The 23,938-nt window shown below is 65.5% G+C and carries 17 protein-coding genes; 13 read left to right on the top strand and 4 right to left on the bottom strand.

Annotation, left to right across the window (positions count from 1 at the left end):
- Nucleotides 1-149 precede the first annotated feature (149 nt).
- A complete protein-coding gene (phoU, locus tag ACFVYC_RS21875; protein ID WP_387554256.1) occupies nt 150-812 on the bottom strand; it encodes a phosphate signaling complex protein PhoU in 663 nt (220 codons plus the stop codon).
- A gap of 206 nt (nt 813-1,018) precedes the next feature.
- Here phoU and ACFVYC_RS21870 point away from each other — a divergent pair, with 206 nt between their 5' ends.
- A complete protein-coding gene (locus ACFVYC_RS21870; RefSeq protein ID WP_387554262.1) occupies nt 1,019-2,260 on the top strand; it encodes a sensor histidine kinase in 1,242 nt (413 codons plus the stop codon).
- On the top strand, nt 2,257-2,937 hold the full coding sequence (locus ACFVYC_RS21865; protein WP_104043086.1) for a response regulator transcription factor: 681 nt from the start codon (nt 2,257-2,259) through the stop codon (nt 2,935-2,937). Before ACFVYC_RS21870 ends, ACFVYC_RS21865 begins: the two co-directional genes overlap by 4 nt.
- 89 nt (nt 2,938-3,026) lie before the next feature.
- Here the strand turns inward: ACFVYC_RS21865 and ACFVYC_RS21860 are convergent, their stop codons facing one another.
- Nucleotides 3,027-3,578, bottom strand: a complete 552-nt coding sequence (locus ACFVYC_RS21860; protein WP_387554260.1) for a hypothetical protein — start codon at nt 3,576-3,578, stop codon at nt 3,027-3,029.
- Between the two features lie 270 nt (nt 3,579-3,848).
- On the opposite strand from ACFVYC_RS21860, the gene ACFVYC_RS21855 reads away from it, so the two are divergent.
- The 8 genes from ACFVYC_RS21855 to ACFVYC_RS21820 all read left to right on the top strand — a co-directional run bounded on the left by ACFVYC_RS21855 (nt 3,849) and on the right by ACFVYC_RS21820 (nt 11,425).
- Complete coding sequence (locus tag ACFVYC_RS21855; RefSeq protein ID WP_011690592.1) at nt 3,849-4,331, top strand: CarD family transcriptional regulator; 483 nt, start codon at nt 3,849-3,851, stop codon at nt 4,329-4,331.
- A gap of 96 nt (nt 4,332-4,427) precedes the next feature.
- Nucleotides 4,428-5,210, top strand: coding sequence for a 2-C-methyl-D-erythritol 4-phosphate cytidylyltransferase (gene ispD, locus ACFVYC_RS21850; RefSeq protein WP_387554254.1), 783 nt, complete (start codon nt 4,428-4,430; stop codon nt 5,208-5,210).
- A gap of 2 nt (nt 5,211-5,212) precedes the next feature.
- On the top strand, nt 5,213-5,728 hold the full coding sequence (gene ispF / locus ACFVYC_RS21845; RefSeq protein WP_387554252.1) for a 2-C-methyl-D-erythritol 2,4-cyclodiphosphate synthase: 516 nt from the start codon (nt 5,213-5,215) through the stop codon (nt 5,726-5,728).
- 9 nt (nt 5,729-5,737) lie between these two features.
- The gene (cysS, locus tag ACFVYC_RS21840) at nt 5,738-7,204 is read left to right on the top strand and encodes a cysteine--tRNA ligase (RefSeq protein WP_387554250.1); all 1,467 of its coding nucleotides are present in this window, start codon (nt 5,738-5,740) and stop codon (nt 7,202-7,204) included.
- A 103-nt stretch (nt 7,205-7,307) separates the two neighbouring features.
- The gene (gene rlmB, locus ACFVYC_RS21835; protein ID WP_387554248.1) at nt 7,308-8,297 is read left to right on the top strand and encodes a 23S rRNA (guanosine(2251)-2'-O)-methyltransferase RlmB; all 990 of its coding nucleotides are present in this window, start codon (nt 7,308-7,310) and stop codon (nt 8,295-8,297) included.
- 97 nt (nt 8,298-8,394) lie between these two features.
- Nucleotides 8,395-10,521, top strand: a complete 2,127-nt coding sequence (glgX, locus tag ACFVYC_RS21830) for a glycogen debranching protein GlgX (RefSeq protein WP_387554258.1) — start codon at nt 8,395-8,397, stop codon at nt 10,519-10,521.
- Between the two features lie 19 nt (nt 10,522-10,540).
- On the top strand, nt 10,541-11,062 hold the full coding sequence (locus ACFVYC_RS21825) for a ribonuclease domain-containing protein (protein ID WP_387554246.1): 522 nt from the start codon (nt 10,541-10,543) through the stop codon (nt 11,060-11,062).
- A gap of 6 nt (nt 11,063-11,068) precedes the next feature.
- Complete coding sequence (locus ACFVYC_RS21820; protein WP_387554244.1) at nt 11,069-11,425, top strand: barstar family protein; 357 nt, start codon at nt 11,069-11,071, stop codon at nt 11,423-11,425.
- 17 nt (nt 11,426-11,442) lie between these two features.
- Here ACFVYC_RS21820 and ACFVYC_RS21815 read toward each other — a convergent pair whose 3' ends face one another.
- Nucleotides 11,443-13,224 (bottom strand): thiamine pyrophosphate-requiring protein, encoded by a 1,782-nt coding sequence (locus ACFVYC_RS21815; RefSeq protein ID WP_387554242.1) that lies wholly within the window; start codon nt 13,222-13,224, stop codon nt 11,443-11,445.
- A 36-nt stretch (nt 13,225-13,260) separates the two neighbouring features.
- Nucleotides 13,261-15,879 (bottom strand): alpha-glucan family phosphorylase, encoded by a 2,619-nt coding sequence (gene glgP, locus ACFVYC_RS21810; RefSeq protein WP_387554240.1) that lies wholly within the window; start codon nt 15,877-15,879, stop codon nt 13,261-13,263.
- Between the two features lie 153 nt (nt 15,880-16,032).
- On the opposite strand from glgP, the gene ACFVYC_RS21805 reads away from it, so the two are divergent.
- From ACFVYC_RS21805 to ACFVYC_RS21795, 3 genes are read left to right on the top strand one after another with little or no spacing between them, the layout of a single operon-like run.
- A complete protein-coding gene (locus ACFVYC_RS21805; protein ID WP_387554238.1) occupies nt 16,033-18,114 on the top strand; it encodes an alpha-1,4-glucan--maltose-1-phosphate maltosyltransferase in 2,082 nt (693 codons plus the stop codon).
- Nucleotides 18,111-19,907, top strand: a complete 1,797-nt coding sequence (gene treS, locus ACFVYC_RS21800; RefSeq protein ID WP_387554236.1) for a maltose alpha-D-glucosyltransferase — start codon at nt 18,111-18,113, stop codon at nt 19,905-19,907. Before ACFVYC_RS21805 ends, treS begins: the two co-directional genes overlap by 4 nt.
- Nucleotide 19,908: 1 nt before the next feature.
- Entirely contained in the window at nt 19,909-23,607 is a 3,699-nt protein-coding gene (locus tag ACFVYC_RS21795) for a 1,4-alpha-glucan branching enzyme (RefSeq protein WP_387554234.1), read from the top strand.
- Nucleotides 23,608-23,938 lie beyond the last annotated feature (331 nt).

Below are 23,938 nucleotides of genomic sequence, written 5' to 3'. Positions count from 1 at the left end.
AGTCGATCTCGCGTACTTCCGGGTCTCCGCTGAAACATCGCTTAAATGCGGCACGGTCGTTGCAACTCCCAAAATCTATGGGTGTTGCAACGACCCCTAGAAACCGCCCTTTGGTGACCGGCCCGCCGTCGTAATTTCCTCCGTGGAGCTTAGCTGTGTTCGATGCCGTTCGGCTGCCAGGCGCCGGTAACCAGGTAGGTGACCTTCTGGGCCACAGAGACGCCGTGGTCCGCGAAGCGCTCGAAGTACCGGCTGGCCAGGGCCACGTCCACGGTGGTCGCGGGCGACTCGGCCCATTCGGGGGCGGCGATGGCCTTGAAAACGCTGAGGTGGAGATCGTTGATCGCCGAGTTCGCCTTCAGGATGTCCCGCGCCACCTCAAGGTCGCGGGTTTCCAGCAGCACGGTGAGCTTGTCGGCAATTTCCTGGTCCAGCTCCGCCATGCTCTTGAACGTTGCCGTCATGGATTCCGGAATGACGGTTGAGGGGAACCGGAGGCGGGCCAGCTGGGCGAGGTGCCGGGCGAGGTCGCCCATCCGCTCCAGTGAGGCGCTCATCCGCAGGGACCCCACAATCATCCGCAGGTCGCTGGCAACCGGGCCCTGCAGCGCCAGGATGTCGATGGCCCGTTCATCCAGGCTGTTCTGCAGGAAATCGATGCGGGCGTCCGCAGCGATGACGTCCTGGGCGAGGTCAACGTCCGCCACCTGGAAGGATGTGGTGGCCTTATCCATGGCTTCGCTGACCAGGCGGGAGATCTCCACCAGCTGGTCACCAACCTGGGTGAGCTCTTCCTGAAAAACCTTACGCACTTAGGCGTCCTTTCCTTGGAACTCCATCCCGCCCGCTCCAGGGCAGCAGGAATTCGTGTCGCCGTTCGGCAGTCCAACTCGTTACTCTGCCAGTATCCGGTAAACGGTTAAGTCCTTGAAGATGAACGTTAGTTGAACCGTCGGTGCAGCAGTCCCGGACGCGCCGACGGCCACCTGCCAGCGCATAAGGTGGAGCTGTGGATCCTATGCTCATCGGTCTGGTCGCCGGCCTCATCGGCCTGGCGCTCGGCACCTTCGGCGTGCTGGCCTACCGGGTCAGCGAGAAGCAGCGGCACCTGCTGGACGTCGACGCCGATGAAATCGCCTTGCCGGCCGGCGCCGCCGAGGTGCTGGCCGTCGTCGGACGCGCCTTTGTGGTGGTGGACGCTGTTGACGGCGTGGTCCGCGCCAGCCCGGCGGCCTATGCCTACGGCCTGGTGCGCGGGCACACCGTGGTCCACAAGGAACTGCTGGACATGACGGCGGGCGTCCGGCGCGACGGCGTCATCCTTGAGAAGCAGCTGGAGCTTCCGCGCGGCCCCCTGGGGCAGGGCACGATTATCGTACAGGTCCGGGCCGCCATGCTCGGGGAGGAATACATCCTCCTGCTCGCGGACGACCGCACCGAGATCACCCGTACGGAAGAGATCCGGAACGACTTTGTCGCCAACGTCTCCCATGAACTGAAGACTCCCGTGGGAGCCATCTCCCTGCTCGCCGAAGCCCTGGAGTCCTCGGCCGACGACGAACAGGCAGTGCGCCGCTTCGCCAAGCGCATGCACAAGGAATCCGGCCGCCTGGCCGCCCTGGTGCAGGACATCATCGAACTCTCCCGGCTGCAGGGCGCAAGCGTCACCCAGGAAGGCCGCCCCGTCGACGTCAACGCCGTCATCGCTGAGGCCGTGGACCGGTCGCAGCTCCCGGCCGAGAGCAAAAACATCCGTATTGTGGTGGGCGGCCGGACGGAGGGCAAGGTCTTCGGTGACCAGGACCTCCTGGTCACCGCGCTGCGCAATCTGATCGACAACGCCATCCGCTACTCGCCGGTCAACACTCGCGTGGGCATCGGAGTCCGCTCCCGGGAAGGGCTCGTCTCCGTCTCCGTAACGGACCAGGGCGAGGGACTCAGCCCGGAGGACCAGGAACGTGTCTTCGAACGTTTCTACCGCGTGGACTCGGCGCGTTCGCGCCACACCGGCGGGACCGGCCTGGGACTGAGCATCGTCAAGCACGTCGCCTCCAACCACGGCGGGGAAGTGACCCTCTGGTCACAGCCCGGCCAGGGGTCCACCTTCACGCTCCGTCTTCCGGAAATGGAAGGGCAGGAGGACGAGGACGAGGTTCCGCAGGCCGCAGCCCCGGGACTGGCCGGACATGGACACCGGAAGCCAACTGTCACCCAAGTACCCCGCGCCGCAGGCGCAAAAGAACGAGGAGCCAACGCTTGAGCAGGATTCTGATTGTGGAGGACGAGGAATCGTTCAGCGATCCCTTGTCCTATTTGCTGGGTAAGGAAGGGTTCGAGGTGGAGGTGGTGGACAACGGCCTGGACGCCATCACCGAATTCGACCGGAACGGGGCCGACCTGGTGCTGCTGGACCTCCAGCTCCCCGGCCTGTCCGGCACCGAGGTGTGCCGCCAGCTGCGCCAGCGCTCCAGCGTCCCGGTGATCATGCTGACCGCCAAGGACTCCGAAATCGACAAGGTGGTGGGGCTGGAACTCGGCGCCGACGACTACGTCACCAAGCCCTACTCCTCCAGGGAACTGGTGGCAAGGGTCAGGGCCGTGCTCCGCCGCCAGGGTGAACCGGAGGAACTGATCTCGTCCACCGTCCAGGCCGGGCCCGTCCGGATGGACATTGAACGCCATGTGGTCAGCGTGGGCGGTGAACAGGTGCTGCTTCCCCTGAAGGAGTTTGAACTCCTGGAGATGCTCCTGCGCAATTCCGGCCGGGTGCTCACCCGCGGCCAGCTCATTGACCGCGTCTGGGGTTCGGACTATGTGGGCGACACCAAAACCCTTGATGTCCACGTCAAGCGGCTGCGCGGGAAGATCGAACCGGATCCTTCAGCGCCGCGGTTCCTGGTGACCGTGCGCGGCCTCGGCTACAAGTTCGAGCCGTAGGACTGCTGGCGCCCGGACAAGAGGCGGCGGCATAGAAAAGGGAGGGGCCGGCCGGCCCCTCCCTTTTCTATGTGTTGCTTGAGCAAGCCTTAGTGGCCGGCCCCGCCGGCTGCACTTTCGGACGCCGACGGCGACGGGGTGGCAGAGCTGGTGGGCGGAGGAGTGCTGCCTGCCGGCAGGTATTCCTTGTACTCGGGCAGCGTTGTGTCCAGCACCGGAACCTTCACGGTGTTGCTGACGTTGGTGCCGTCTTCGCTGATCTTGATATCCACCAGGGACCCCGGGATTCCACCGGTGGTGCTGAGGACAGCTTCATCCGTGGTGTCGTTCAGCAGGGTGGAGGAGTTGGCCTTGACCGGGACTTCCGTCTGCGAGCCTTCGGCGCCGTTGAGCCGAAGGGTCACATCCTGCGAGGACGAGTTGAAGACCGCGCCGATAACCCGGCCGGGCTGGTCCTTCCCGGCGGACACGATGAGGATGTTGCGCAGCTGGAGCGGGCCGAGGTCGGTGACGATGCCATCCGAGGCGGCGTACTGCTCATTTGTCTGCTGGGGCGTGATGTATCCGCAGCCCGCCGTCAGCAGGCCAACGCCGAGAGCGCCCGCGGTCAATGCCAGTTTGGCGCGCCGGGCCCGGTTCATCGCAGTGAAACGCACGTCACGTACTCCTCGAGAGGTTGAAAGAATATTCAGGCATAGCCTATCCGCAAACCCGCGCAAACGCGGATTCGACGCCGTCACATCGCCCTTGGCAGCACCCTCGCGATGCACTATTATCCGCGTTCGTCAAGGGGGTGGAGGGGGTCGATTGTGCCCATTTTCCGCGTATTTTCGCGGTTCGCGGCCCTTTTCCCGGCCGGTCATATGCCTGAATCGTGATAAACTGGTCTGCGGGAAAGGGGAAATGTCCACATGGTATTTGAGGTCGGCGAGACAGTAGTTTACCCTCACCACGGTGCTGCGAAGATTGAAGAAATCAAGATGCGCACCATCAAGGGCGAAGAGAAGATGTATCTCAAGCTCAAGGTGGCTCAGGGTGATCTGACCATTGAAGTTCCAGCAGAGAACGTTGATCTTGTTGGGGTTCGGGACGTAGTGGGCAAGGAAGGCCTGGAGCACGTGTTTGATGTGCTTCGTGCCGAGTTCACCGAAGAACCCACCAACTGGTCACGCAGGTACAAGGCAAATCTGGAGAAGCTTGCTTCCGGTGACGTCATCAAAGTGGCAGAGGTCGTCCGCGACCTGTGGCGCCGCGATCACGATCGGGGCCTTTCCGCAGGCGAGAAGCGAATGCTGGCCAAAGCCCGGCAGATTCTGATTTCAGAGCTGGCCCTGGCTGAAAAGACCGACGAGGAGAAGGCTGCAAGCGTTCTCGACGAGGTCCTGGCTTCCTAAGAATTGAACCCCGGCGGCACGCAAGTGCCCCGGGGCTTCTTTTTGCCCGGATTCAGGTCCGGGCGGGGCCGGGCGCGGGGACGTAGGCTAGTCCGCATGAGTGCAACTCCCACACGCCCGGTCACTGCGGTGATCCTGGTGGCCGCCGGCTCCGGGCAACGGCTCGGCTACGGCATGCCCAAAGCAGCGGTGCCGCTGGGCGGCGAACCCATCCTGATGCACGCCCTGCGGGGCATTGTCGCGTCCGGGGTCAGCAGCCAGGTGGTTATCGCGCTGCCGGCCGCCGATAATGCCCTGCGGCAGCTGTGCGAGGACTTCCGGGAGGAACTGGCCGACGGCGGCCCCCTCCTTTCCATCGTCGACGGCGGTGCCACCCGGGCAGAGTCCGTCCGGGCCGGCATGGGCGCGCTGATGGACGGCATCGACGCCGTGCTGGTGCATGATGCCGCCCGTGCCCTGACGCCCGAGTCGGTTTTTCACCGCGTGGTGGACGCGCTGGCTGCGGGAGCCTCGGCAGTTATTCCTGCGGTGGCCGTCGTGGATACCGTCAAAACCGTCGCCGCGACGACGGGGATGGACACCGCCCTGGCACCGGAGGTTGTTACCGGGACCGCGCCGCGCGAGGAACTGCGTGCCGTCCAGACGCCCCAGGGTTTCCGGCTCAGCACCCTCCGGCAGGCGCATGAAGCGGCCAGGGCCCTTGACCAGCAGCAGTCCGCCGCCGTTACCGATGACGCCATGCTCGTGGAATTGCTTGGCACGCCGGTCCATGCCGTGCGGGGCTCCAGCCAATCCCTGAAGATCACCACCCCCCTGGACCTGATCCTCGCCGAGGGGCTTCTCGAGGGACCATTAGGCGCCCGCTGGGTGGAGGGTTGACCATGGCCGACGTCAAGTTGGTCCTGCCCCGCACCGGAATCGGCATCGACGTCCATGCCTACGCCCCGGAGGGCGCTCCGCGTCCGCTGTGGCTCGGCGGGCTCCTGTGGGAAGGTGAACGCGGGCTCGCCGGGCACTCCGACGGCGACCCCGTTGCCCACGCAGCGGCCGACGCTCTTTTCTCGGCAGCCGGCATCGGCGACCTCGGCACCCACTTCGGAACCAGCCGTCCCGAGTTCGCCGGTGCTTCCGGCGTCACCCTCCTCGCGGAGGCGGCACGGATCGTGAGGGCAGCCGGCTTCGAGATCGGCAACGTCGCGGTGCAGTTCGTCGCCAACCGGCCAAAATTCGGTCCCCGTCGGGAGGAATCGCAGCAGGTCCTCAGTGAGGCGGCTGGCGCACCCTTCAGTGTCACGGCAACCACCAGCGACGGCCTGGGCTTCGCCGGACGCGGCGAAGGGATCTCTGCGGTGGCCACTGCCCTGGTGTATCCAAGCCCGTCCGGCGCCATCGGCTAATCTGGAGCGGTGACCCTGCGCTTCTATGACACTGCCTCCGCCGAAGTCCGGAACTTCGTCCCCCTCGTCGAGGGCAAGGCCAGCCTCTACTACTGCGGGGCCACGGTGCAGGGCATGCCCCACGTCGGCCACATCCGCTCAGCCATCGCCTTCGACCAGCTCACCCGCTGGCTGACCCACCGGGGCCTACGGGTCACAGTGGTCAGGAACGTCACTGACATCGATGACAAGATCCTCGCCAAATCGGAAGCCTCGTTCGCGGCCGGCTTTACGCCGGAACCCGGCGAAGTGCCCCGGGAGGAGTGGTGGGCCCTCGCGTACCGCTACGAACAGGAATTCCTGAAGGCATACGACACCCTTGGTGTCTCGCGGCCCACCTACGAACCCCGCGCCACCGGCCACATCCCCGAAATGCATGCCCTGATCCAGGAACTCATCGATCGCGGGCACGCCTACCCCGCCCCGGACGGGTCCGGCGACGTCTACTTCGACGTCCGGTCCTGGAGCAAATATGGTGCGCTGACCAGGCAGAACATCGACGACATGCAGGCAGCCCCCGACGCCGACCCGCGGGGGAAGCGGGATCCCCGCGACTTTGCGCTGTGGAAGGGGTCCAAGGACGGCGAGCCGGTAACGGCAAGCTGGGCTTCCCCCTGGGGCGCCGGCCGCCCGGGCTGGCACCTGGAGTGCTCCGCGATGGTCACCAAGTATCTCGGCACCGAGTTTGATATCCATGGCGGCGGGCTGGACCTGAGGTTCCCGCACCATGAAAACGAACTGGCCCAGTCCCAGGCCGCGGGCCACCCGTTTGCCACCTTCTGGATGCACAACGGCATGGTCACCTACCAGGGCGAAAAGATGTCCAAATCAATCGGGAACACCATCAGTCCCGCCGAGATGCTGGAACTGGCCCCGCCCCGGGTGGTCCGCTACTACCTCGGCCAGGCGCACTACCGCTCCATCCTGGACTACCGGCCCACGTCGCTGCAGGAGGCCGCCGCCGCCGTCGAACGCATTGACGGTTTCCTTGCCAAAGCCTCGGCCCGGTTCGGCAAGGACGTCGGGTTCGTCGCCGGCAACTTCGGCTCGTCAGCCGATGCTGTCCAGACTTTCACCGAGGCCATGGATGACGACCTCAACGTGCCGCGCGCGCTGGCGGCCCTCCACGAGACGGTCCGCGCCGGGAACACCGCCCTCGCCGAGGGGAATGACGACGCCGGCCGCCAGGCAATGTACGCCGTGATGATGATGACGGAGGTGCTCGGGCTCGACGCCGTGGCCGGCACGGATGCGGGCAGCGGCAAGGAAGCAACCGCGCTGGAGGTTCTGGTCCAGGCGCAGCTGGCCGCCCGCGCCGCGGCCCGTGCCGAAAAAAACTGGGCAGCCTCGGACGCCATCCGGGACACCCTAACCGCCGCCGGCGTGGTGGTGGAGGACGGTGCGGACGGCGCAAGCTGGAGCCTGAAGCGGGACTAAAAGCAGTACCTTCCCACAGGCAACTCCACAGGGGTCAGGCGATTTTACTTGGTTCAGTAGACTGGTAGGCAGACGCAGTCAACACAATCAAGGGTGGAACACAATGGCCAACAATGGTCGCCGATCGGTTAAAGCGAAGAAGGGCCCAACCATCGGAACCGGTGGCCATGGCCGCAAGGCCCTCGAAGGCAAGGGTCCCACGCCCAAGGCGGAGGACCGCCCGTACCACAAAGCGCACAAGTCCAAGCAGCTCGCTGAGCGCTCGGCCGCCAAGCGCGGCACCGGCGCGCGCAGTGCCGGCGCTGCCAAGTCCGGCCCCAAGGGACGCGCCACGGAGGAAGTGGTCACGGGCCGCAACTCCGTGGTGGAAGCGCTCCGGGCCGGCATCCCCGCCAAGGCCCTGCACATCGCGATCCGCATCGAAATGGATGACCGGGTCAAGGAATCCCTGAAGATCGCCGCCGAGCGCGGCATCCCGCTGCTGGAAACCGGCAAGCCCGAACTGGACCGGATGACTGACGAAGCCGTCCACCAGGGCCTGGTCCTGCAGATCCCGCCGTACGAGTACCAGGACGCCTACGACCTCGCCGAAGAAACGGTGGATAAGTGGAAGAAGGGGCACGTCGCCAACGCGCCGCTCTTCGTGGCGCTGGACGGCATCACCGATCCCCGCAACCTCGGTGCCATCATCCGGTCCGTGTCCGCCTTCAGCGGCCACGGCGTGATTGTCCCCGAACGCCGTTCAGTGGGCGTCACCGCCTCCGCCTGGAAAACCAGCGCGGGCGCAGCGGTCCGGGTGCCGGTGGCACGGGCCTCCAACCTCAACAGCGCGCTGAAGCAGTTCAAGAACATGGGCATCTTCGTCCTGGGCCTTGACGGAGACGGCGACGTCTCGCTTCCCGACCTCACCCTCGCCACCGAACCGGTGTGCATCGTGGTGGGCTCGGAAGGCAAAGGCCTCAGCCGCCTGGTCCGGGAGAACTGCGACCAGATCGTTTCGATCCCCATCGATTCGGCCATGGAATCCCTGAACGCCTCCATGGCAGTGGGCATCTCTCTGTATGAAGTGTCCCGCCAGCGCGCAACCAAGTAACCACGGCACAATAACAAGGTTCCGATTCCCGGCCTGCCTGCGCGCCATTGTGACGCGCAGGCAGGCAATGTGCCCTTGGCGGCTAGTATTTTAGGTGATGGTCATGCCGCTCTTCGACACAGCTTCCACCACGGACGCCTCAACGGCCCTTCCACTGGGTGTAACTGTCCCGCGCCCCCGCGTGGCCGCGGCGGGTCCGGCCGGAAACGGAACCGGGCCGGGCGCGCAGGCCAACGTGGCCTGCTACGCCCCCGGCGTGCGAAGCCTGGAAATTGTCTACAGAGCCCCGGGCGATGACTGGCGCGTACGGGCGCTGCCCAACATCAGCCACGGTGTCCATCACGGAATCGTGGACAACCTGCCTTACGGTTCGCGGTACGGCTTCCGTCCGGCCGCACCCGAGCAATCCCTGCCCCTCGCCGTGCCCACCCAGGACGTTGACGAGGACGACGGCCAGCCGCTGCTGCTGGACCCCTACGGCAGGGCAGTGGACCAGCGCGACGGATTCCTGACCAGTGTCCGGATGCCCGCCGATTTCGACTGGGGATCGGACACGCGGCTCCGCCTGGAATGGCGGGACACCATCATCTACGAGGCCCACGTCCGCGGCCAGAGCATGCTCCACCCCGACCTGCCACGGGAAATCCGCGGCACCTACGCCGGCATGGCGCACCCGGCCATTGTCGAGCATTTGAAGAGCCTCGGAATCACAGCCGTCCAGCTGTTGCCCGTGCACTTCCACCTTGATGAACCGCATTTGCAGGACCTTGGACTGACCAACTACTGGGGCTACAACACGGCAGCGTTTTTCGCCCCGCACCCGGGCTACGCCACCCAAGCGGCCCAGGAAGCGGGCCCCCAGGCCGTCCAGGACGAGTTCAAGGGCATGGTCAAAGCGCTCCATGCCGCAGGGCTGGAAGTCATTTTGGACGTCGTGTACAACCACACCGCAGAAGGCGGCCCCGACGGGCAGGCCCTGAGCTTCCGCGGGCTGGGGGAGGACACGTACTACCGGACCGACGGGAACGGCCGGTACGTGGACACCACAGGCTGCGGCAACAGCCTGAACTTTGCTGAACCCCAGGTGGTCCAGCTGGTGGTCGACTCCCTCCGCCACTGGGTGGACGAGTACCACATTGACGGCTTCCGGTTCGACCTCGCCGTGACGCTCTGCCGCAACGGTGCCAACGAGTTCGATCCCCGGCACCCTTTCCTGGTGGCCATTGCGGCCGATCCCGTACTGTCCGACGTGAAGCTGATCGCAGAACCCTGGGACATTGGTTATGGCGGCTGGCAAACCGGGCGATTCCCGGCCGGCTGGGCGGACTGGAACGACCACTTCCGTGACGCCGTGCGCTCATTCTGGGTGGCCGACCGCGCTTCCCTTGAATCCGGCGGGCAGGGTGGGTCCGTGGCGAGGCTTGCGGACGTGATGTCCGGTTCCGCTGCCCTCTTTGCGGCGTCCGGCCGCTCCCGGCTGGCGTCGGTCAACTACATCGCGGCACACGACGGCTTCACCCTGAACGACCTCGTCTCCTACGACCGCAAACACAACGAAGCGAACGGTGAGCAAAACCGGGACGGCCACGGCGACAACCGCAGCTACAACCACGGCTTTGAAGGCCCCACCGAGGACGGCGGAATCCTGGCCAAACGTGCCCAGTCCCGGCGCAACCTCATGGCTTCGCTGATGATTTCCCTTGGTGTCCCCATGATCACGGCCGGCGACGAACTGGCACGGACCCAGCAGGGGAACAACAACGCGTACTGCCAGGACAACGCCCTTGCCTGGCTGGACTGGACCAGGACCCCGGAGTCCTCCGAGATGCTCCGCAGCACCAAGCGGTATATCCGCCTTCGCAAGGAGTTCCTCGCCGCCCAGCCCACTGACTTCCCGGACCGGGATGAGCAGTCCTACCTCTACTGGTTCGACGAAGCCGGGCAGCCGATGTCCATGGAACGCTGGAATGACCCTCGGCACCGCGTGATGCAACTCCTGCTCGGTTCAGATGACGGGACACTGGCCGGCCTGGTGGTGGTGAACGGCAGCACGTCCGACGTCCACATCACCCTTCCCCGGATCGTCACGGAGGGTACCCCGCACACGAAGTTCGAGCTGCGGCTGACCACCACGGCGCTGCACGAGCTCCGCCAAGGCACCCGGGTGGCAGCCGGGGAGAGAGACCTCGTGGAGGCCAACTCCATCAATATCTACCGCACCTGATGCACCGGGGAACAACCTAATGCGCAACCGAAAAATCCTGCCCCTGCTGATCACTGCGCTCGTGGTGCTGGGACTCCTCGCGTTCGGCGGCACTGGAATCCTGGGCCAGCTGGCGGAAGGTACGACGCCGGAGGCCGGGTCCAGCGCCACGCCTGCGCCACGTGCCGCGACGAGTCCTTCCGCAGCGGGTTCTCCTGCTGCCGGCGCCGGGGAGGGAGCTGCCTCTCCGGCGCCCCGTGCGCAGGAGAACCCGTCCGGCCTGCCGGAGGTGCGGGAGTCTGCCCTGCCGGCCGAAGGCCGCAGGACCCTCGCCCTCATCCGCGCCGGGGGACCTTACCGGTACAGCCAGGACGACCAGACCTTCGGGAACTTCGAGCGGATCCTGCCGCGGCGGGACAGGGGCTACTACCGGGAATACACGGTGCCCACGCCCGGGGAATCCGATCGGGGAGCGCGCCGCATCGTGGCAGGCGATGACGGAGAGAAGTACTACACGGATGACCATTACGAGACGTTTCGATTCATAGCAGAAGGCAGCTAGGCACCAATGAAGATCTACTCCGGCGAGACCTGGACCTTGGAAGAACTGCTGGAACAGGTGGCCGACGCCGGCCGGCGCAGCCTGGTGGTTCCCCCGGCCGACAGCAAGAAGGCCGTCCTGGAAACCTTCGGCGAGGTCCTGAACTTTCCCGAACACTACGGCGTGAACCTTGATGCCCTGAACGACTCCCTGCATGACTTCGCGGACAGCATCACGGACAACGGCAACCCGCCGGTCACGGTGTTGTGGCAGGTGGCGGCACCGTTCCGCGCTGACCGGTCGTTCGGGGTCATCTGTGAAATCCTCCAGGACGCCGAGCGCTACGCCGGCAAGGACCTCTCAGTTACCGCCGTGATGCTCTAGCAGCCACCCCGGCGGCACTAGGGGCGTTCTTCATGCCCCGCATAGGTTTCCAGCAGGTCCAACGCCCGGCCGCCGCCGTCCTCTTCGGCGAGGGCCTTCCGCATGCTTTCCGCCTTCTCCCGGCCTCCCGGGAAGGGCGGCAGGAGGGGAACCTCGGGATCGGTCAGCACTTCGATCACCACTGGGCGGCCGGCTGCGAACGCCCACTCCCAGGCATCGCCCAGAAGCCCGGGATCGTCCACCCGGATGCCCGTGAGGCCCAGCAGTTCGGCGTAACCCGCGAACGGGAACTCGGGGAGTTCCTGGCTGTCACGGAACCGCGGCTCGCCCTCGGACTCGCGCTGTTCCCACGTGACCTCGGTGAGCTCCCGGTTGTTGAAAACGCAGACAACGAACCGGGGATCCTCCCACTGCCGCCAGCGGTGCGCCACCGTCACCAGTTCGGCAATCCCTGACATCTGCATGGCGCCGTCCCCGGACAACGCCACCAGCGGCCGGTCGGGGTGGGCAAGCTTGGCCGCGATGCCGTACGGGATGGAGCAGCCCATGCTCGCCAGCGTGCCTGACAGGTGGGCCGGCACGCCCGGCGGAAGGATGAGCTGGCGGGCATACCAGTAAACGCAGCTGCCGACGTCGACACTCACCTGGGCGTTGGCCGGAAGCCTGCCATTGAGCTCCCTCACCACGCGCTCCGGGTTTACGGGCCGGGCGGGCACCGCGGCGCGTTCCCCGGCCAGCGCCCGCCAGCGCGTCACCTCCTGCTCAACGTCCTCCCGCCACTGCCCGCGCGGCCGCTCGTTGAGCCGGGAATTCAGGGCCTTCAGGGCATTGGCCGCGTCTCCTGCCAGTCCCACTTCCACAGGGTAGCGGTTGCCGATCTTCCGCTCGTCGATGTCGATCTGGACGGCCCGTGCCGCTCCGGGCGGGGGATAAAACTCGGTCCAGGGATCGTTCGAGCCGACGATCAGCAGCGCATCGCAGTTGCCCAGCAGATGGGCGCTGGCGGTGGTACCCAGATGCCCCATGGTGCCCACGGCGAAGGGCAGGGTCTCGTCAATGTAGGGCTTGCCCAGGAGGCTGGTGGCAATGCCCGCCCCCAGCTGTTCCGCCACGGCCACCACTTCCGCGGCCGCGTGCCTGGCTCCCTGGCCTACCAGAAGCGCCACCCGCTGGGCGCTGTTCAGGATGGCGGCAGCGGCGTCCAGGTCTTCTCCGCGGGGGGTCTTGGCGGACGTGCTCCAGGTCGGCGCGGTGACCACCACCCCGTGCTCCTGTTCCAGCTCCGGCGCGGGGGCGGACTGGATGTCATGCGGCAGGATTACCACACACGGCGAGGAAGTGGCCTTTGCCGTGCGGAAGGCGCGGTCCAGCACCATGGGAAGCTGCTCGGGCGCGTTGACCTGCTGCACGAACTGGGCTGCCACGTCCTTGAACAGGACGGTCAGCTCAATCTCCTGCATGTAGGCCGAGCCCAGCACCGTCCTGCTTTGCTGCCCCACGATCGCCACCACCGGCACGCCGTCGAGCTTGGCGTCATAGAGGCCGTTCAGCAGGTGGACGGCGCCCGGCCCCTGCGTGGAGGTCACCACTCCCACCCCGCCGGTGTACTTGGCGTGGCCCACGGCCATAAAAGCCGCGGTTTCCTCGTGCCGGGCCTGCACGAATTCGATCCGGCCCTCCGCCCGGCGGAGGGCCCCCAGAAACCCGTTGATCCCGTCCCCGCTGTACCCAAACACCCGGTTGACGCCCCACGTTGTGAGCCGGTCCACGATCAGGTCTGATACGGTCCGGTCGTTCATGGAATCCTCCTGCAGTGGTTCGGGCCCTGCCTGCTGTTACGCGTTAACGATCAGGCCCAACTCGGCCTTCGACGCCAGCGCGTCATGCCGCGGCAACACCCGGACGGTGTAGCCGAACGACCCCGAACGGTCGATCAGCAGGGAACCGCTAAACAGGTGGCGCCCGCTGCCGAGGTCCTCCTGGACTTTCAGTTCCACCACGGTGATGTCCGTGAGCGTGTCGCTTTCCTCCGCCCTGCCGTAAGCCACCTCCACGCTGACGTCATCCGGGGTCAGGCTGTTCAACGCCACATAGGCGTTGACCTGGAGCGTGTCGCCGATCTGCGGATCCTCGGAGACTCCCACCGAGTCCACGTGCTCCACGTGCACCTGCGGCCAGGCGGCCCGCACCTTCGCCGTCCAGGCTGCCAGCGTCCGCGCCTGCAAGTAGGAGTTGGCGCCTGCGCTGCGGCCCGCCTCGGCGGCCGGGCGGTAGAGGATGTTGACGTAGTCGCGCAGCATGCGCTCGGCTGAAACCGCCGGGCCGAGGTGCGAGAGTGTGTGCTTGATCATCGACACCCAATGCGTGGGCACCTTCTCGGTGCCCGACGTCGACGGCCCTGCGGCTCCCGCTGCCTCCGAAACAGTGCTGCCGTAGAACCGCGGGGCAACCTGTGTCTCAAGGAGTTCATAAAGGGCGGCGGCTTCGATATCGTCCCGTTCATCGGGCGATGCGTCATTATTGGCCGTGGGAATCGCCCAGCCGTTTTCGCCGTCGTACATCTCATCCCACCAGCCGTCGAGAACGGACAGGTTCAGCGAGCCGTTGAGCGCGGCCTTCATGCCGGAGGTTCCGCAGGCCTCAAGCGGCCGGAGCGGGTTGTTCAGCCACACGTCGCAGCCCGGAAAGAGCGTGCGCGCCATCGCGATGTCGTAGTTGGGCAGGAAGGCGATGCGGTGCCGGACCTCCGGGTCATCGGTGAAACGGACCAGGTCCTGGATCATCTTCTTCCCGGCGTCGTCCGCCGGGTGCGACTTGCCGGCGATCACCAGCTGGATCGGGTGGTCCTTGTGCAGCAGCAGTGCCTTGAGCCGGTCCGGTTCACGCAGCATCAGGGTAAGTCGTTTGTAGGTGGGCACACGGCGGGCGAACCCGATGGTGAGGATGTCCGGGTCCAGCACCTTGTCCGTCCAGCGCAGCTCGGCGTCTGCTGCGCCGCGCTTCTTCCACGACGCGCGCAGCCGGCGGCGGACGTCCTCCACCAGGGCGCTCCGCATCTCGCGCCGCAGCTCCCACACATCGGCGTCGCTGACGTTGTAGGCGAGGTCCCAGCGGCCCAGCGCTTCAGCCTCGCTGCCGAACTGGTCCCGGGCGAGCTTGGAGATGCGGCTGTCCACCCAGGTGGGCACGTGCACGCCGTTGGTCACCGAGGTGATGGGCACTTCCGAGTGGTCGAAGCCGGGCCACAGCGCGGAGAACATCCCGCGGGACACCTCACCGTGCAGCTTGGCCACGCCGTTTGCCCGCTGCGCCAGCCGCAGGCCCATCACGGCCATGTTGAAGACGGACGGGTTGCCCTCGGCGTAGTTCTCGCGGCCAAGCTCCAGGATCCGGTCCACGGGCACCGCCGGGGCGAGCCCCGCCTGGAAGAAGTGGTGGATCTGCGAGATCTCAAACCTGTCGATGCCTGCGGGCACGGGGGTGTGCGTGGTGAAAACGGTGGAGGCACGGCCCGCAGCCAAAGCCTCGTCGAACGTCAGGGCTTCGTCACCGGACATCAGTTCTTGGATTCGCTCGATGCCCAGGAATCCGGCGTGGCCTTCATTGGTGTGGAAAACTTCCGGAGCGCGCGTCCCGGTGAGCTTCTGGAAGGCGCGCAGCGCCTTGACCCCGCCCATGCCGAGCAGCAGTTCCTGCTGCAGCCGGTGGTCTCCGCCGCCGCCGTAGAGGCGGTCGGTGATGCTGCGGGCGGCTTCGTCGTTGCCCGGGACGTTCGAGTCCAGGAGCAGCAGCGGGACACGTCCGACGTCGGCGCGCCAGATGTGCGCCAGCAGCCGGCGGTTGTTGGGGAGCGGCAGGGAGATCTGCAGCGGCCGGCCATTGCCGTCGCCGGAAGGCTCCCGGAGCAGGGTGAGCGGCAGGCCGTCCGGATCCAGGACAGGGTAGGTTTCCTGCTGCCAGGCGTCCCGGGACAGCGACTGCTTGAAGTATCCGGCCTGGTAGAGCAACCCAACGCCGATCAGGGGCACGCCCAGGTCCGAGGCTGCCTTCAGGTGGTCGCCGGCAAGGATGCCGAGGCCGCCGGAGTACTGGGGGAGGACTTCGGTGATACCGAATTCGGGGGAGAAGTAGGCAATCGACGCCGGGGCGTCCGGGCCCAGGCTCTGGTACCAGCGGGGTGCCTCGAGGTACCGGTCAAGGTCCTCCTCGGCGGCGCGGACCCGCTCCACCACGGACTGGTCTGCGGCAAGCTGCTGGAACTCCTCCCGGCTCACCAACCCCAGGAAGCCGACCGGGTCTTCACCGCTCTCCACCCACAGCCGCGGGTTCAGCGCGGCGAAAAGTTCCCGGGTGGGACGGTGCCAGGACCAGCGCAAATTACTCGCCAGCCGTACCAGCGGCCTGATCGGTTCGGGGAGGACAGTACGGACCGTAAATCTGCGGATTGCCTTCACCTGCGTCACACTAACGGACAACATGCGCAGCTGGAACCAGCATTGGGTTTCTTTTGGGTAAATGACAGTTGGCATGGAGGAAATGACACGGGCCGCAACAAAATTGGTGCGCAGGCTTAGCAATCCGGCCCATTTCTCGCTAACGTCAAGCCTGTGACGACTAACTCAGGAACCATTGCCGCATCAGAGAAAAAGCCGCAGGGCCCCATCACGGACGGCCTGCAGTTTGGACGTTTCCCCATCACGGCTGTGCAGCCGGTGGTGGAGGGTGGAAAGTTTCCCGCCAAGGCGCTGCCTGGCGAGGGAATCGTGGTGGGCGCCACCGCGTTCCGGGAAGGGCATGACCAGCTTGGGGTCAGTGCCGTGCTCCTGGACCCGGCGGGTCAGGAACGCCAGCGCGTCCGGCTGGCCCCGCCCCGCGGGGAACGCGGCATGGGGACCGACCGCTGGGAAGGTGTCCTCACGCCGTCGGACGCCGGCAACTGGTCCTTTGTCATCGAAGCCTGGCACGACCGCTACGGCACCTGGCACCACAACGCAGAGGTGAAGGTGGAAGCCGGCATCGACGTCGAGCTGATGCTCGCCGAGGGTGCCGCGCTGCTCCGTGAAGGGGCCGACGACGGCGCCCGCAGCGAGTGGGACAGGGGCGTACTCCGCGAGGCCGCCGACAAACTGGCTGATTCATCCCTCAGCACGGAGGAGCGCCTCGGGGCAGGATTCAGCCACGCGGTGGCCGGGGTTGTCGCGCACCAGCCCATCCGGGAGCACGTCACCGTCTCCGAGCAGTTTCCGCTGCTGGTTGAGCGGGACCTCGCCGGCCGGGGCGCCTGGTACGAGTTTTTCCCCCGCTCCGAAGGGGCAGTGAAGGACCACAACACTGGCACCTGGACCTCAGGAAACTTCCGCACCGCGGCGCAACGGCTCGATGCTGTTGCAGCCATGGGCTTCGACGTCCTTTACATGCCGCCCATCCATCCCATCGGTGTCCAGCACCGCAAGGGTCCCAACAACACGCTCATCGCAGGCCCTAACGACCCCGGCTCGCCGTGGGCGATCGGCGCCAAAGAGGGCGGCCACGACGCCATCCATCCTGACCTTGGAACCTTTGAGGACTTTGACGCCTTTGTGGCGCGGGCCAACGAACTGGGCCTGGAAGTGGCGTTGGACCTGGCCCTGCAGGCTGCCCCGGACCACCCCTGGGTCCAGTCGAATCCCGAATGGTTCACCACCCGCGTGGACGGCAGCATTGCCTATGCGGAAAACCCGCCCAAGAAGTACCAGGACATTTATCCGCTCAATTTCGATAACGACCCCGAGGGGCTCTCTAACGAAATTCTCCGCATTGTCCTGCTCTGGGTCAGCCACGGCGTCAAAATTTTCCGAGTGGATAACCCGCATACCAAACCCGTGTGGTTCTGGGAATGGCTCATTGCGCAGGTAAATAAGGAAGTTCCCGGGGTTGTGTTCCTGGCCGAGGCCTTCACCCGCCCGGCCATGATGCACGCGCTGGGCCGCGCAGGCTTCCAGCAGTCCTACACCTACTTCACGTGGCGCAACACCAAAAAGGAAATCGAGCAGTACTTCCACGAGGTCAGCCACGAGTCGCCGGCCTTCTTCCGGCCCAACTTCTTTGTGAACACGCCGGACATCCTCACCGAATACCTTCAGTTCGGCGGCCCGGCGGCGTTCAAGATCCGGGCGGCACTGGCGTCCACGGCAAGCCCGCTCTGGGGCGTCTACGCGGGCTACGAGCTGTACGAGCACGTTGCCCGGCCGGGGGCCGAGGAGTACATCGACAACGAAAAGTTCGAATACAAGGCACGGGACTGGGACGCAGCGGCGCAGTCCGGGCGGACCCTCGCCCCCTACATCACCAGGCTGAACGAGCTCCGGCACACCCACCCGGCGCTGCAGGACCTGCAGAACCTGACGGTGCACCACACAACCGACGACTCGACCGTGGTGTACTCCAAGCACAAAACCCTCGCCGACGGATCCAAGGACACCATCATTGTGGTGGTCAACGTCGATCCGCACGTCACCAAGGAATGCAGTGTCTCACTGGACCTGGCCGCCCTCGAGCTGAATCCCCAGGACCTCACTGCGAACGGCGGCTTCCACGTGGACGACCTCATTTCCGGTGAGAGCTGGGAGTGGGGGGAGTTCAACTACGTCCGCCTTGATCCCCACGTTGAGCCCGCACACATCCTGAGCGTGAGGAGAGCGCATCAGTGAGTTTTAACCCGCAAAGTTCGGGCCAGCATTTCACGCCGAAGAGCACCTTCGAACTGAATGCGCCGGGCCTGCAGCACGATCCGCTGTGGTACCGGAAGGCCGTTTTCTACGAGGTCCTCGTGAGAGCTTTTGCGGATGCCAACGGTGACGGCTCGGGAGATTTCTCGGGCCTCATCGACAGGCTTGACTACCTGCAGTGGCTGGGCGTGGACTGCCTCTGGCTGCCGCCGTTCTTCCAGTCGCCGCTGCGCGACGGAGGTTATGACATCTCCGACTACAACTCGGTCCTGGACGAGTTCGGCACCATCACCGACTTCAAGCGGCTGGTCGCCGAGGCGCATGCCAGGGGGGTGCGGGTCATCATCGACCTGCCCCTGAACCACACGTCGGATCAGCACCCCTGGTTCCAGGAATCGCGGAAGGACCCGGACGGGCCCTTCGGCGATTTCTACGTCTGGAGTGACACCGACGAGAAGTACCAGGACGCCCGCATCATCTTCGTGGACACGGAGGAGTCGAACTGGACCTTCGACCCCATCCGCCGGCAGTTCTTCTGGCACCGCTTCTTCAGCCACCAGCCTGACCTGAATTTTGAAAACCCCAAGGTCATCGACGCCCTCTTCGATGTGGTCCGGTTCTGGCTGGACCAGGGCATTGACGGGTTCCGGGCCGACGCCATCCCCTACCTGTTCGAGGAGGAGGGGACCAACTGTGAAAACCTTCCTGCCACGCATGACTTCCTCCGGAAGCTCCGCGCCATGGTGGACGAGAGCTACCCCGGCCGGGTCATCATCGCCGAGGCCAACCAGCCACCCAACGAGGTGGTGGAGTACTTCGGGACGGACGAGGAACCGGAGTGCCACATGGCCTTCCACTTCCCCATCATGCCCCGGCTGTACTACGCGCTCCGGGACCAAAAGGCGGCGCCAATCATCGAGACGATGCAGGAAACCCCCGACATTCCCGACGGCGCCCAGTGGGGCACCTTCCTGCGCAACCATGACGAGCTGACCCTTGAAATGGTGACCGCCGACGAGCGGGCGGCGATGCTTGGCTGGTATGCACCTGATCCCCGTATGCGGGCAAACATCGGCATCCGCCGCCGGCTCGCACCCCTGCTGGACAACTCCAGGGCCGAGATCGAACTGATCAATGCCCTGCTCCTGTCACTTCCCGGCAGCCCGTTCCTCTACTACGGGGACGAGATCGGCATGGGGGACAACATCTGGCTTGAAGACCGGGACGCCGTCCGGACCCCCATGCAGTGGAACCCCGACCGGAACGCGGGCTTCTCCAGCGCCGATCCCGGCAAGCTTTACCTGCCGGTCATCCAGTCGCTGGTTTACAACTACAACATGGCAAACGTTGAGGCCGAGGCCGCCCATTCGGGTTCCCTGCTGCGCTGGACGCGGCAGATCCTCAGCGTCCGCAAGAACCATCCCGCTTTCGGCCTCGGTGCCTTCAAGCACGTTGAGGCCGACCACGATGCCGTGCTGGCTTACCTCCGCGCGTTGCCCAGCGGCAACGCCGCCGGGGTGGACGGCGAAACCATTCTGTGTGCATTCAACCTCTCGCAGCATCCAGTGGCCGCCAGGCTGCGCATCCCCGATTACGGCGGACGCGGTCTTCGTGACGTGTTTGGCGGCCAGCCGTTTCCTGGCATCAACGAGGACGGGACGCTGACACTGACCCTAGGCAGCCACGATTTCTTTTGGCTGAGGATCCGGTCGGCAGCGTCCAATCCTTCGTCCCCCTATACGCAGGCAATGCCGATCCTCTCGATTGAGAACTGACATGAACCAGCCCATCCTTACTCCCGCCCTTACCGCGCTGCTCCAGGAATGGCTTCCGAGGCAACGCTGGTTTCCCGTAAAGTCGCCCGGCTTCGAGCTGTCCCAGGCTGGCAGCCTGGGGCTGGAAGATCCGTCCGGCCACGCCGGACTCGCAGTGTTCCTCCTGAAGGTGACCACCAAGGGAGCCGACGGCGGACGCCGCACAGACGTTGTCCAGGTCCCCTTGAGTTTCAGGCCGGCGCCGGCGGCAGGCATGGAGCGCGCGCTGGTGGGGGAGGCTGCGGGCACCGATCCGTCCAGGCCCTGGGTCTACGACGCGGTGCATGACCCGGATTTTGTTGGCGGCTGGCTTGAGCTGATGCGCGGCGAGGACAAGGCCCCCAGCGGCACCGCCACCGGCTTCCGCGCGCCCGGTAACCACCGCCTTCCCACCGCCCTCGGGGTGGTCAAAGTCCTTTCGGGCGAGCAGTCCAACAGTTCGGTGATAGTGGACGACGGCGAATCGGCCGCCATCGTGAAATTCTTCCGCGTCCTGTCGGATGGGACCAACCCCGAGGTTGAGGTGGGTGCCGCCCTCACCTCAGCCGGCACCACCGAAGTGCCGGCCACCCTGGGCTGGGTACGCGGCGAATGGCTGACCCAGGGCGGGCCTTCCTCCGACGGACCCGGCTCCGGCTCGCGGTACGTCCAGGGGGAGCTGGCGGTGGCGCATGAGTTCCTGGCCGGCGGACGCGACGCCTGGCGCCTCGCCGTTGACGCGGCCCGGTCCGGAACGGACTTCACAGCCGAGGCCCGCGCCCTCGGGGCAGCCACCGCCACGGTCCACCGCCGGCTGGCCGAAGCGCTCGGGCAATCAGCGGAGGCTGAACCCGGAAAGGCGATTGCCCCCGCAGTAGCCCAGCGCGTCCGGCAGGCGTGGGCAGAAGCCGCCTCCGCCGTCGGCCCCTACGACGCAGCGCTGGACAAGCTTCTGAACGGGCTCGACGCCGTAACAACCGGGCCGCTCCAGCGCATCCACGGCGACCTCCACCTTGGCCAGATCCTGCAGGTTCCCGGACACGGGGGAAACCCGGCCCGGTGGGCGATCCTCGACTTCGAAGGCGAACCGCTGCGCCCCATCGCCGAGCGGAACGTTCCCGATGTTCCCCTCCGGGACGTCGTGGGCATGCTGCGCTCCTTCGACTACGCGGCAGGAGCTGCGCAGCGGGAGCAGGAAGGGGCGCAGGTGCCCGACTCCTGGGTGGATGACTGCGCCGAGGCGTTCCTTGCCGGTTATGCGGGGGTCACGCCGGGTACGGTCAACAGGGAATCGCCACTGTTTGTGGCATTGTGGCTGGACAAGGCCTTGTACGAAGTAGTTTATGAAATGCGTAACAGGCCGGACTGGCTGGCGATCCCTGTGAACGCCTCCAGGCGGCTCCTCAGCGGTAACGGCGCCGGCGACCAAGCCGGGGCAGCATCGGAAGGTAGTGAAATGACAGGCTCAGCACGAACGGATCGTCCGGGGGTGCCGCTGCATGTGGATGCGGGCACCCTGGGCAGGATCGCGAACGGTGAACACCACGCCCCCCATTCCATCCTGGGCGCACACCTGGACGACTACGGGCACGTCACCATCCGGACCGTGAAGCATTTGGCGGAAGCGGTCACCGTCATCACCGCGGCCGGCGAGATCCCCATGGAACATGAAGCCCACGGCGTCTGGGTAGCCGTTCTGGAGCCGCTGCAGCAAGGCCACGTCCCGGACTACCGCCTCGCTGTCACGTACCCGGGTGCTGAACCCGTAACTGTTGATGAGCCCTACCGCTACCTCCCCACGGTGGGTGAAGTGGACCTGCACCTCATTGGTGAAGGCCGCCACGAGAAACTCTGGGAAGTGCTGGGCGCCCACGTCCAGCACTACAAATCGTCCCTGGGAGACGTGGACGGAGTGTCCTTTGCAGTGTGGGCGCCCAACGCCCAGGCAGTGCGTGTCATTGGTGACTTCAACGCCTGGGACGGCCGCGAAAACTCGCTCCGCTCCCTTGGCTCGTCGGGCGTGTGGGAGATTTTCCTTCCCGGCGTTGTAGCAGGGGCGTGCTACAAATTCGAAATCCGCACCAAATCCGGGCACTGGGTGGAGAAGGCTGACCCGCTGGCTTTCGGAACCGAGGTTCCTCCGCTGACCGCGTCGAGGGTCGTTGAGCCGTCCTACGCCTTCAAGGACGAGGAATGGATGGAGGCCCGGGCCCAGCGGGATCCGCACAACTCGGCCATGAGCGTCTACGAAGTCCACCTCGGTTCCTGGAAGCTTGGACTCGGCTACCGGGAACTCGCCAAGGAATTGGTGGACTACGTCAAGTGGCTTGGCTTTACCCACGTGGAATTCATGCCGGTGGCGGAGCACCCCTTCGGCGGATCCTGGGGCTACCAGGTCACCTCGTACTTCGCCCCCACCTCCCGGTTCGGCCACCCGGACGAATTCCGGTACCTGGTGGATGCGCTCCACCAGGCCGGCATCGGGGTCCTGCTGGACTGGGTGCCCGCGCACTTCCCCAAGGACGCCTGGGCCCTTGCCCAGTTCGACGGCGAGCCCCTGTATGAGCACGCCGATCCCTCCTTGGGCGAACACCCCGACTGGGGCACGCTGATCTTCGACTTCGGCCGCACCGAGGTCCGCAACTTCCTTGTGGCCAACGCTTTGTACTGGCTGGACGAGTTCCACATCGACGGCCTGCGTGTGGACGCTGTCGCCTCCATGCTGTACCTGGACTACTCGCGCGAAGAGGGACAGTGGCGGCCTAACCGCTTCGGCGGCAGGGAGAACCTGGAGGCAATTTCCTTCCTCCAGGAGGTCAACGCCACCGTGTACAAGACACATCCCGGCGCCGTTATGATCGCCGAAGAGTCAACGGCCTTCCCCGGCGTCACCGCACCCACTGCCCACGGGGGCCTGGGCTTTGGCCTGAAGTGGAACATGGGCTGGATGCACGACTCCCTGAAGTACGCCTCCGAGGAGCCCATCAACCGCAGGTGGCACCACGGCACAGTGACGTTCTCCCTGGTGTATGCCTTCACGGAAAACTTCCTGCTCCCCATCAGCCACGATGAGGTAGTCCACGGCAAGGGCTCCATGCTCCGCAAGATGCCCGGCGATCGCTGGCAGCAGCTTGCCAACCTGCGCGCCTTCTTCGCCTACCAGTGGGCCCACCCGGGTAAGCAGCTCATCTTTATGGGTACGGAATTCGGCCAGGAAGCGGAATGGTCCGAGCAGCATGGGCTCGACTGGTGGCTTGCCGACATCCCCGCACACAAGGGACTGCAGCTGCTGACCAAGGAACTCAACGAGCTGTACGCATCCACCCCCGCCCTCTATGCCCGCGATAACGAGCCCGGCGGCTTCCAGTGGATCAACGGGGGAGACGCGGACCGCAACGTCCTGTCGTTCATCCGCTGGGACAAAGAGGGCAACCCCCTGGTCTGCGCCATCAACTTCTCCGGGTCGCCGCATGCCGGTTACACCCTGGGAGTGCCGGAGGCAGGTGCCTGGACAGAGGTCCTCAACACCGACGCCACGGCGTACGGCGGATCCGGTGTGCTGAACAGCGGCGAGCTGAAGGCAACGGATGAAGGGCAGGACGGACAGCCGGCCACGCTCAGCGTTACGCTTCCTCCGCTCGGAGCTGCGTACTTCAAGCCGGGATCCTCAGCCGCAAGCTGATTGTTCCTGCGCTCCTTTCGCTCCTCCCGGGAAGGCCCGGAATCCTTGTGATTCCGGGCTTTTTCGTGGGCGCCGCCGCTTGGCGGGGGATGGGCTTAGCAGCCGGGTTGGCCATCTCGGAAGAGTGGTGGTAGAGTTTATTTCCGCGCTGCTCCACGGAGTCAGACGGAAAAATCGACTATCAAGCCTTCGGGTGCAGATCGTCGCGGACGCCGGTTTGACAAGTGAGAGACCAGCGGGTAAGTTTGGAAAGTTGCTCCGGAGCGATCCTCGACATGGAATTTGTTGTGGTGGTGCCGGGTGTGTCTGTTGTTTGAGAACTCAATAGTGT

The organism is Pseudarthrobacter sp. NPDC058329 (genome assembly GCF_042879835.1).
In the GTDB taxonomy this organism is placed as follows: Bacteria; Actinomycetota; Actinomycetes; order Actinomycetales; family Micrococcaceae; genus Arthrobacter.
The sequence above is the reverse complement of the archived record's forward strand: the minus strand, read 5'-3'. Positions and strand labels throughout refer to the sequence as shown.

What these genes read in the sequence shown, in the direction of transcription:
- ACFVYC_RS21870 (WP_387554262.1), top strand. Translation starts at nt 1,019, where the DNA reads ATGCTCATCGGTCTGGTCGCCGGCCTCATCGGCCTGGCGCTCGGCACC.
- glgX (WP_387554258.1), top strand. Translation starts at nt 8,395, where the DNA reads ATGGTCATGCCGCTCTTCGACACAGCTTCCACCACGGACGCCTCAACG.
- rlmB (WP_387554248.1), top strand. Translation starts at nt 7,308, where the DNA reads ATGGCCAACAATGGTCGCCGATCGGTTAAAGCGAAGAAGGGCCCAACC.
- ACFVYC_RS21860 (WP_387554260.1), bottom strand. Translation starts at nt 3,578, where the DNA reads ATGAACCGGGCCCGGCGCGCCAAACTGGCATTGACCGCGGGCGCTCTC.
- ACFVYC_RS21815 (WP_387554242.1), bottom strand. Translation starts at nt 13,224, where the DNA reads ATGAACGACCGGACCGTATCAGACCTGATCGTGGACCGGCTCACAACG.
- ACFVYC_RS21820 (WP_387554244.1), top strand. Translation starts at nt 11,069, where the DNA reads ATGAAGATCTACTCCGGCGAGACCTGGACCTTGGAAGAACTGCTGGAA.
- ispD (WP_387554254.1), top strand. Translation starts at nt 4,428, where the DNA reads ATGAGTGCAACTCCCACACGCCCGGTCACTGCGGTGATCCTGGTGGCC.
- ACFVYC_RS21795 (WP_387554234.1), top strand. Translation starts at nt 19,909, where the DNA reads ATGAACCAGCCCATCCTTACTCCCGCCCTTACCGCGCTGCTCCAGGAA.
- ACFVYC_RS21825 (WP_387554246.1), top strand. Translation starts at nt 10,541, where the DNA reads ATGCGCAACCGAAAAATCCTGCCCCTGCTGATCACTGCGCTCGTGGTG.
- ispF (WP_387554252.1), top strand. Translation starts at nt 5,213, where the DNA reads ATGGCCGACGTCAAGTTGGTCCTGCCCCGCACCGGAATCGGCATCGAC.
- ACFVYC_RS21855 (WP_011690592.1), top strand. Translation starts at nt 3,849, where the DNA reads ATGGTATTTGAGGTCGGCGAGACAGTAGTTTACCCTCACCACGGTGCT.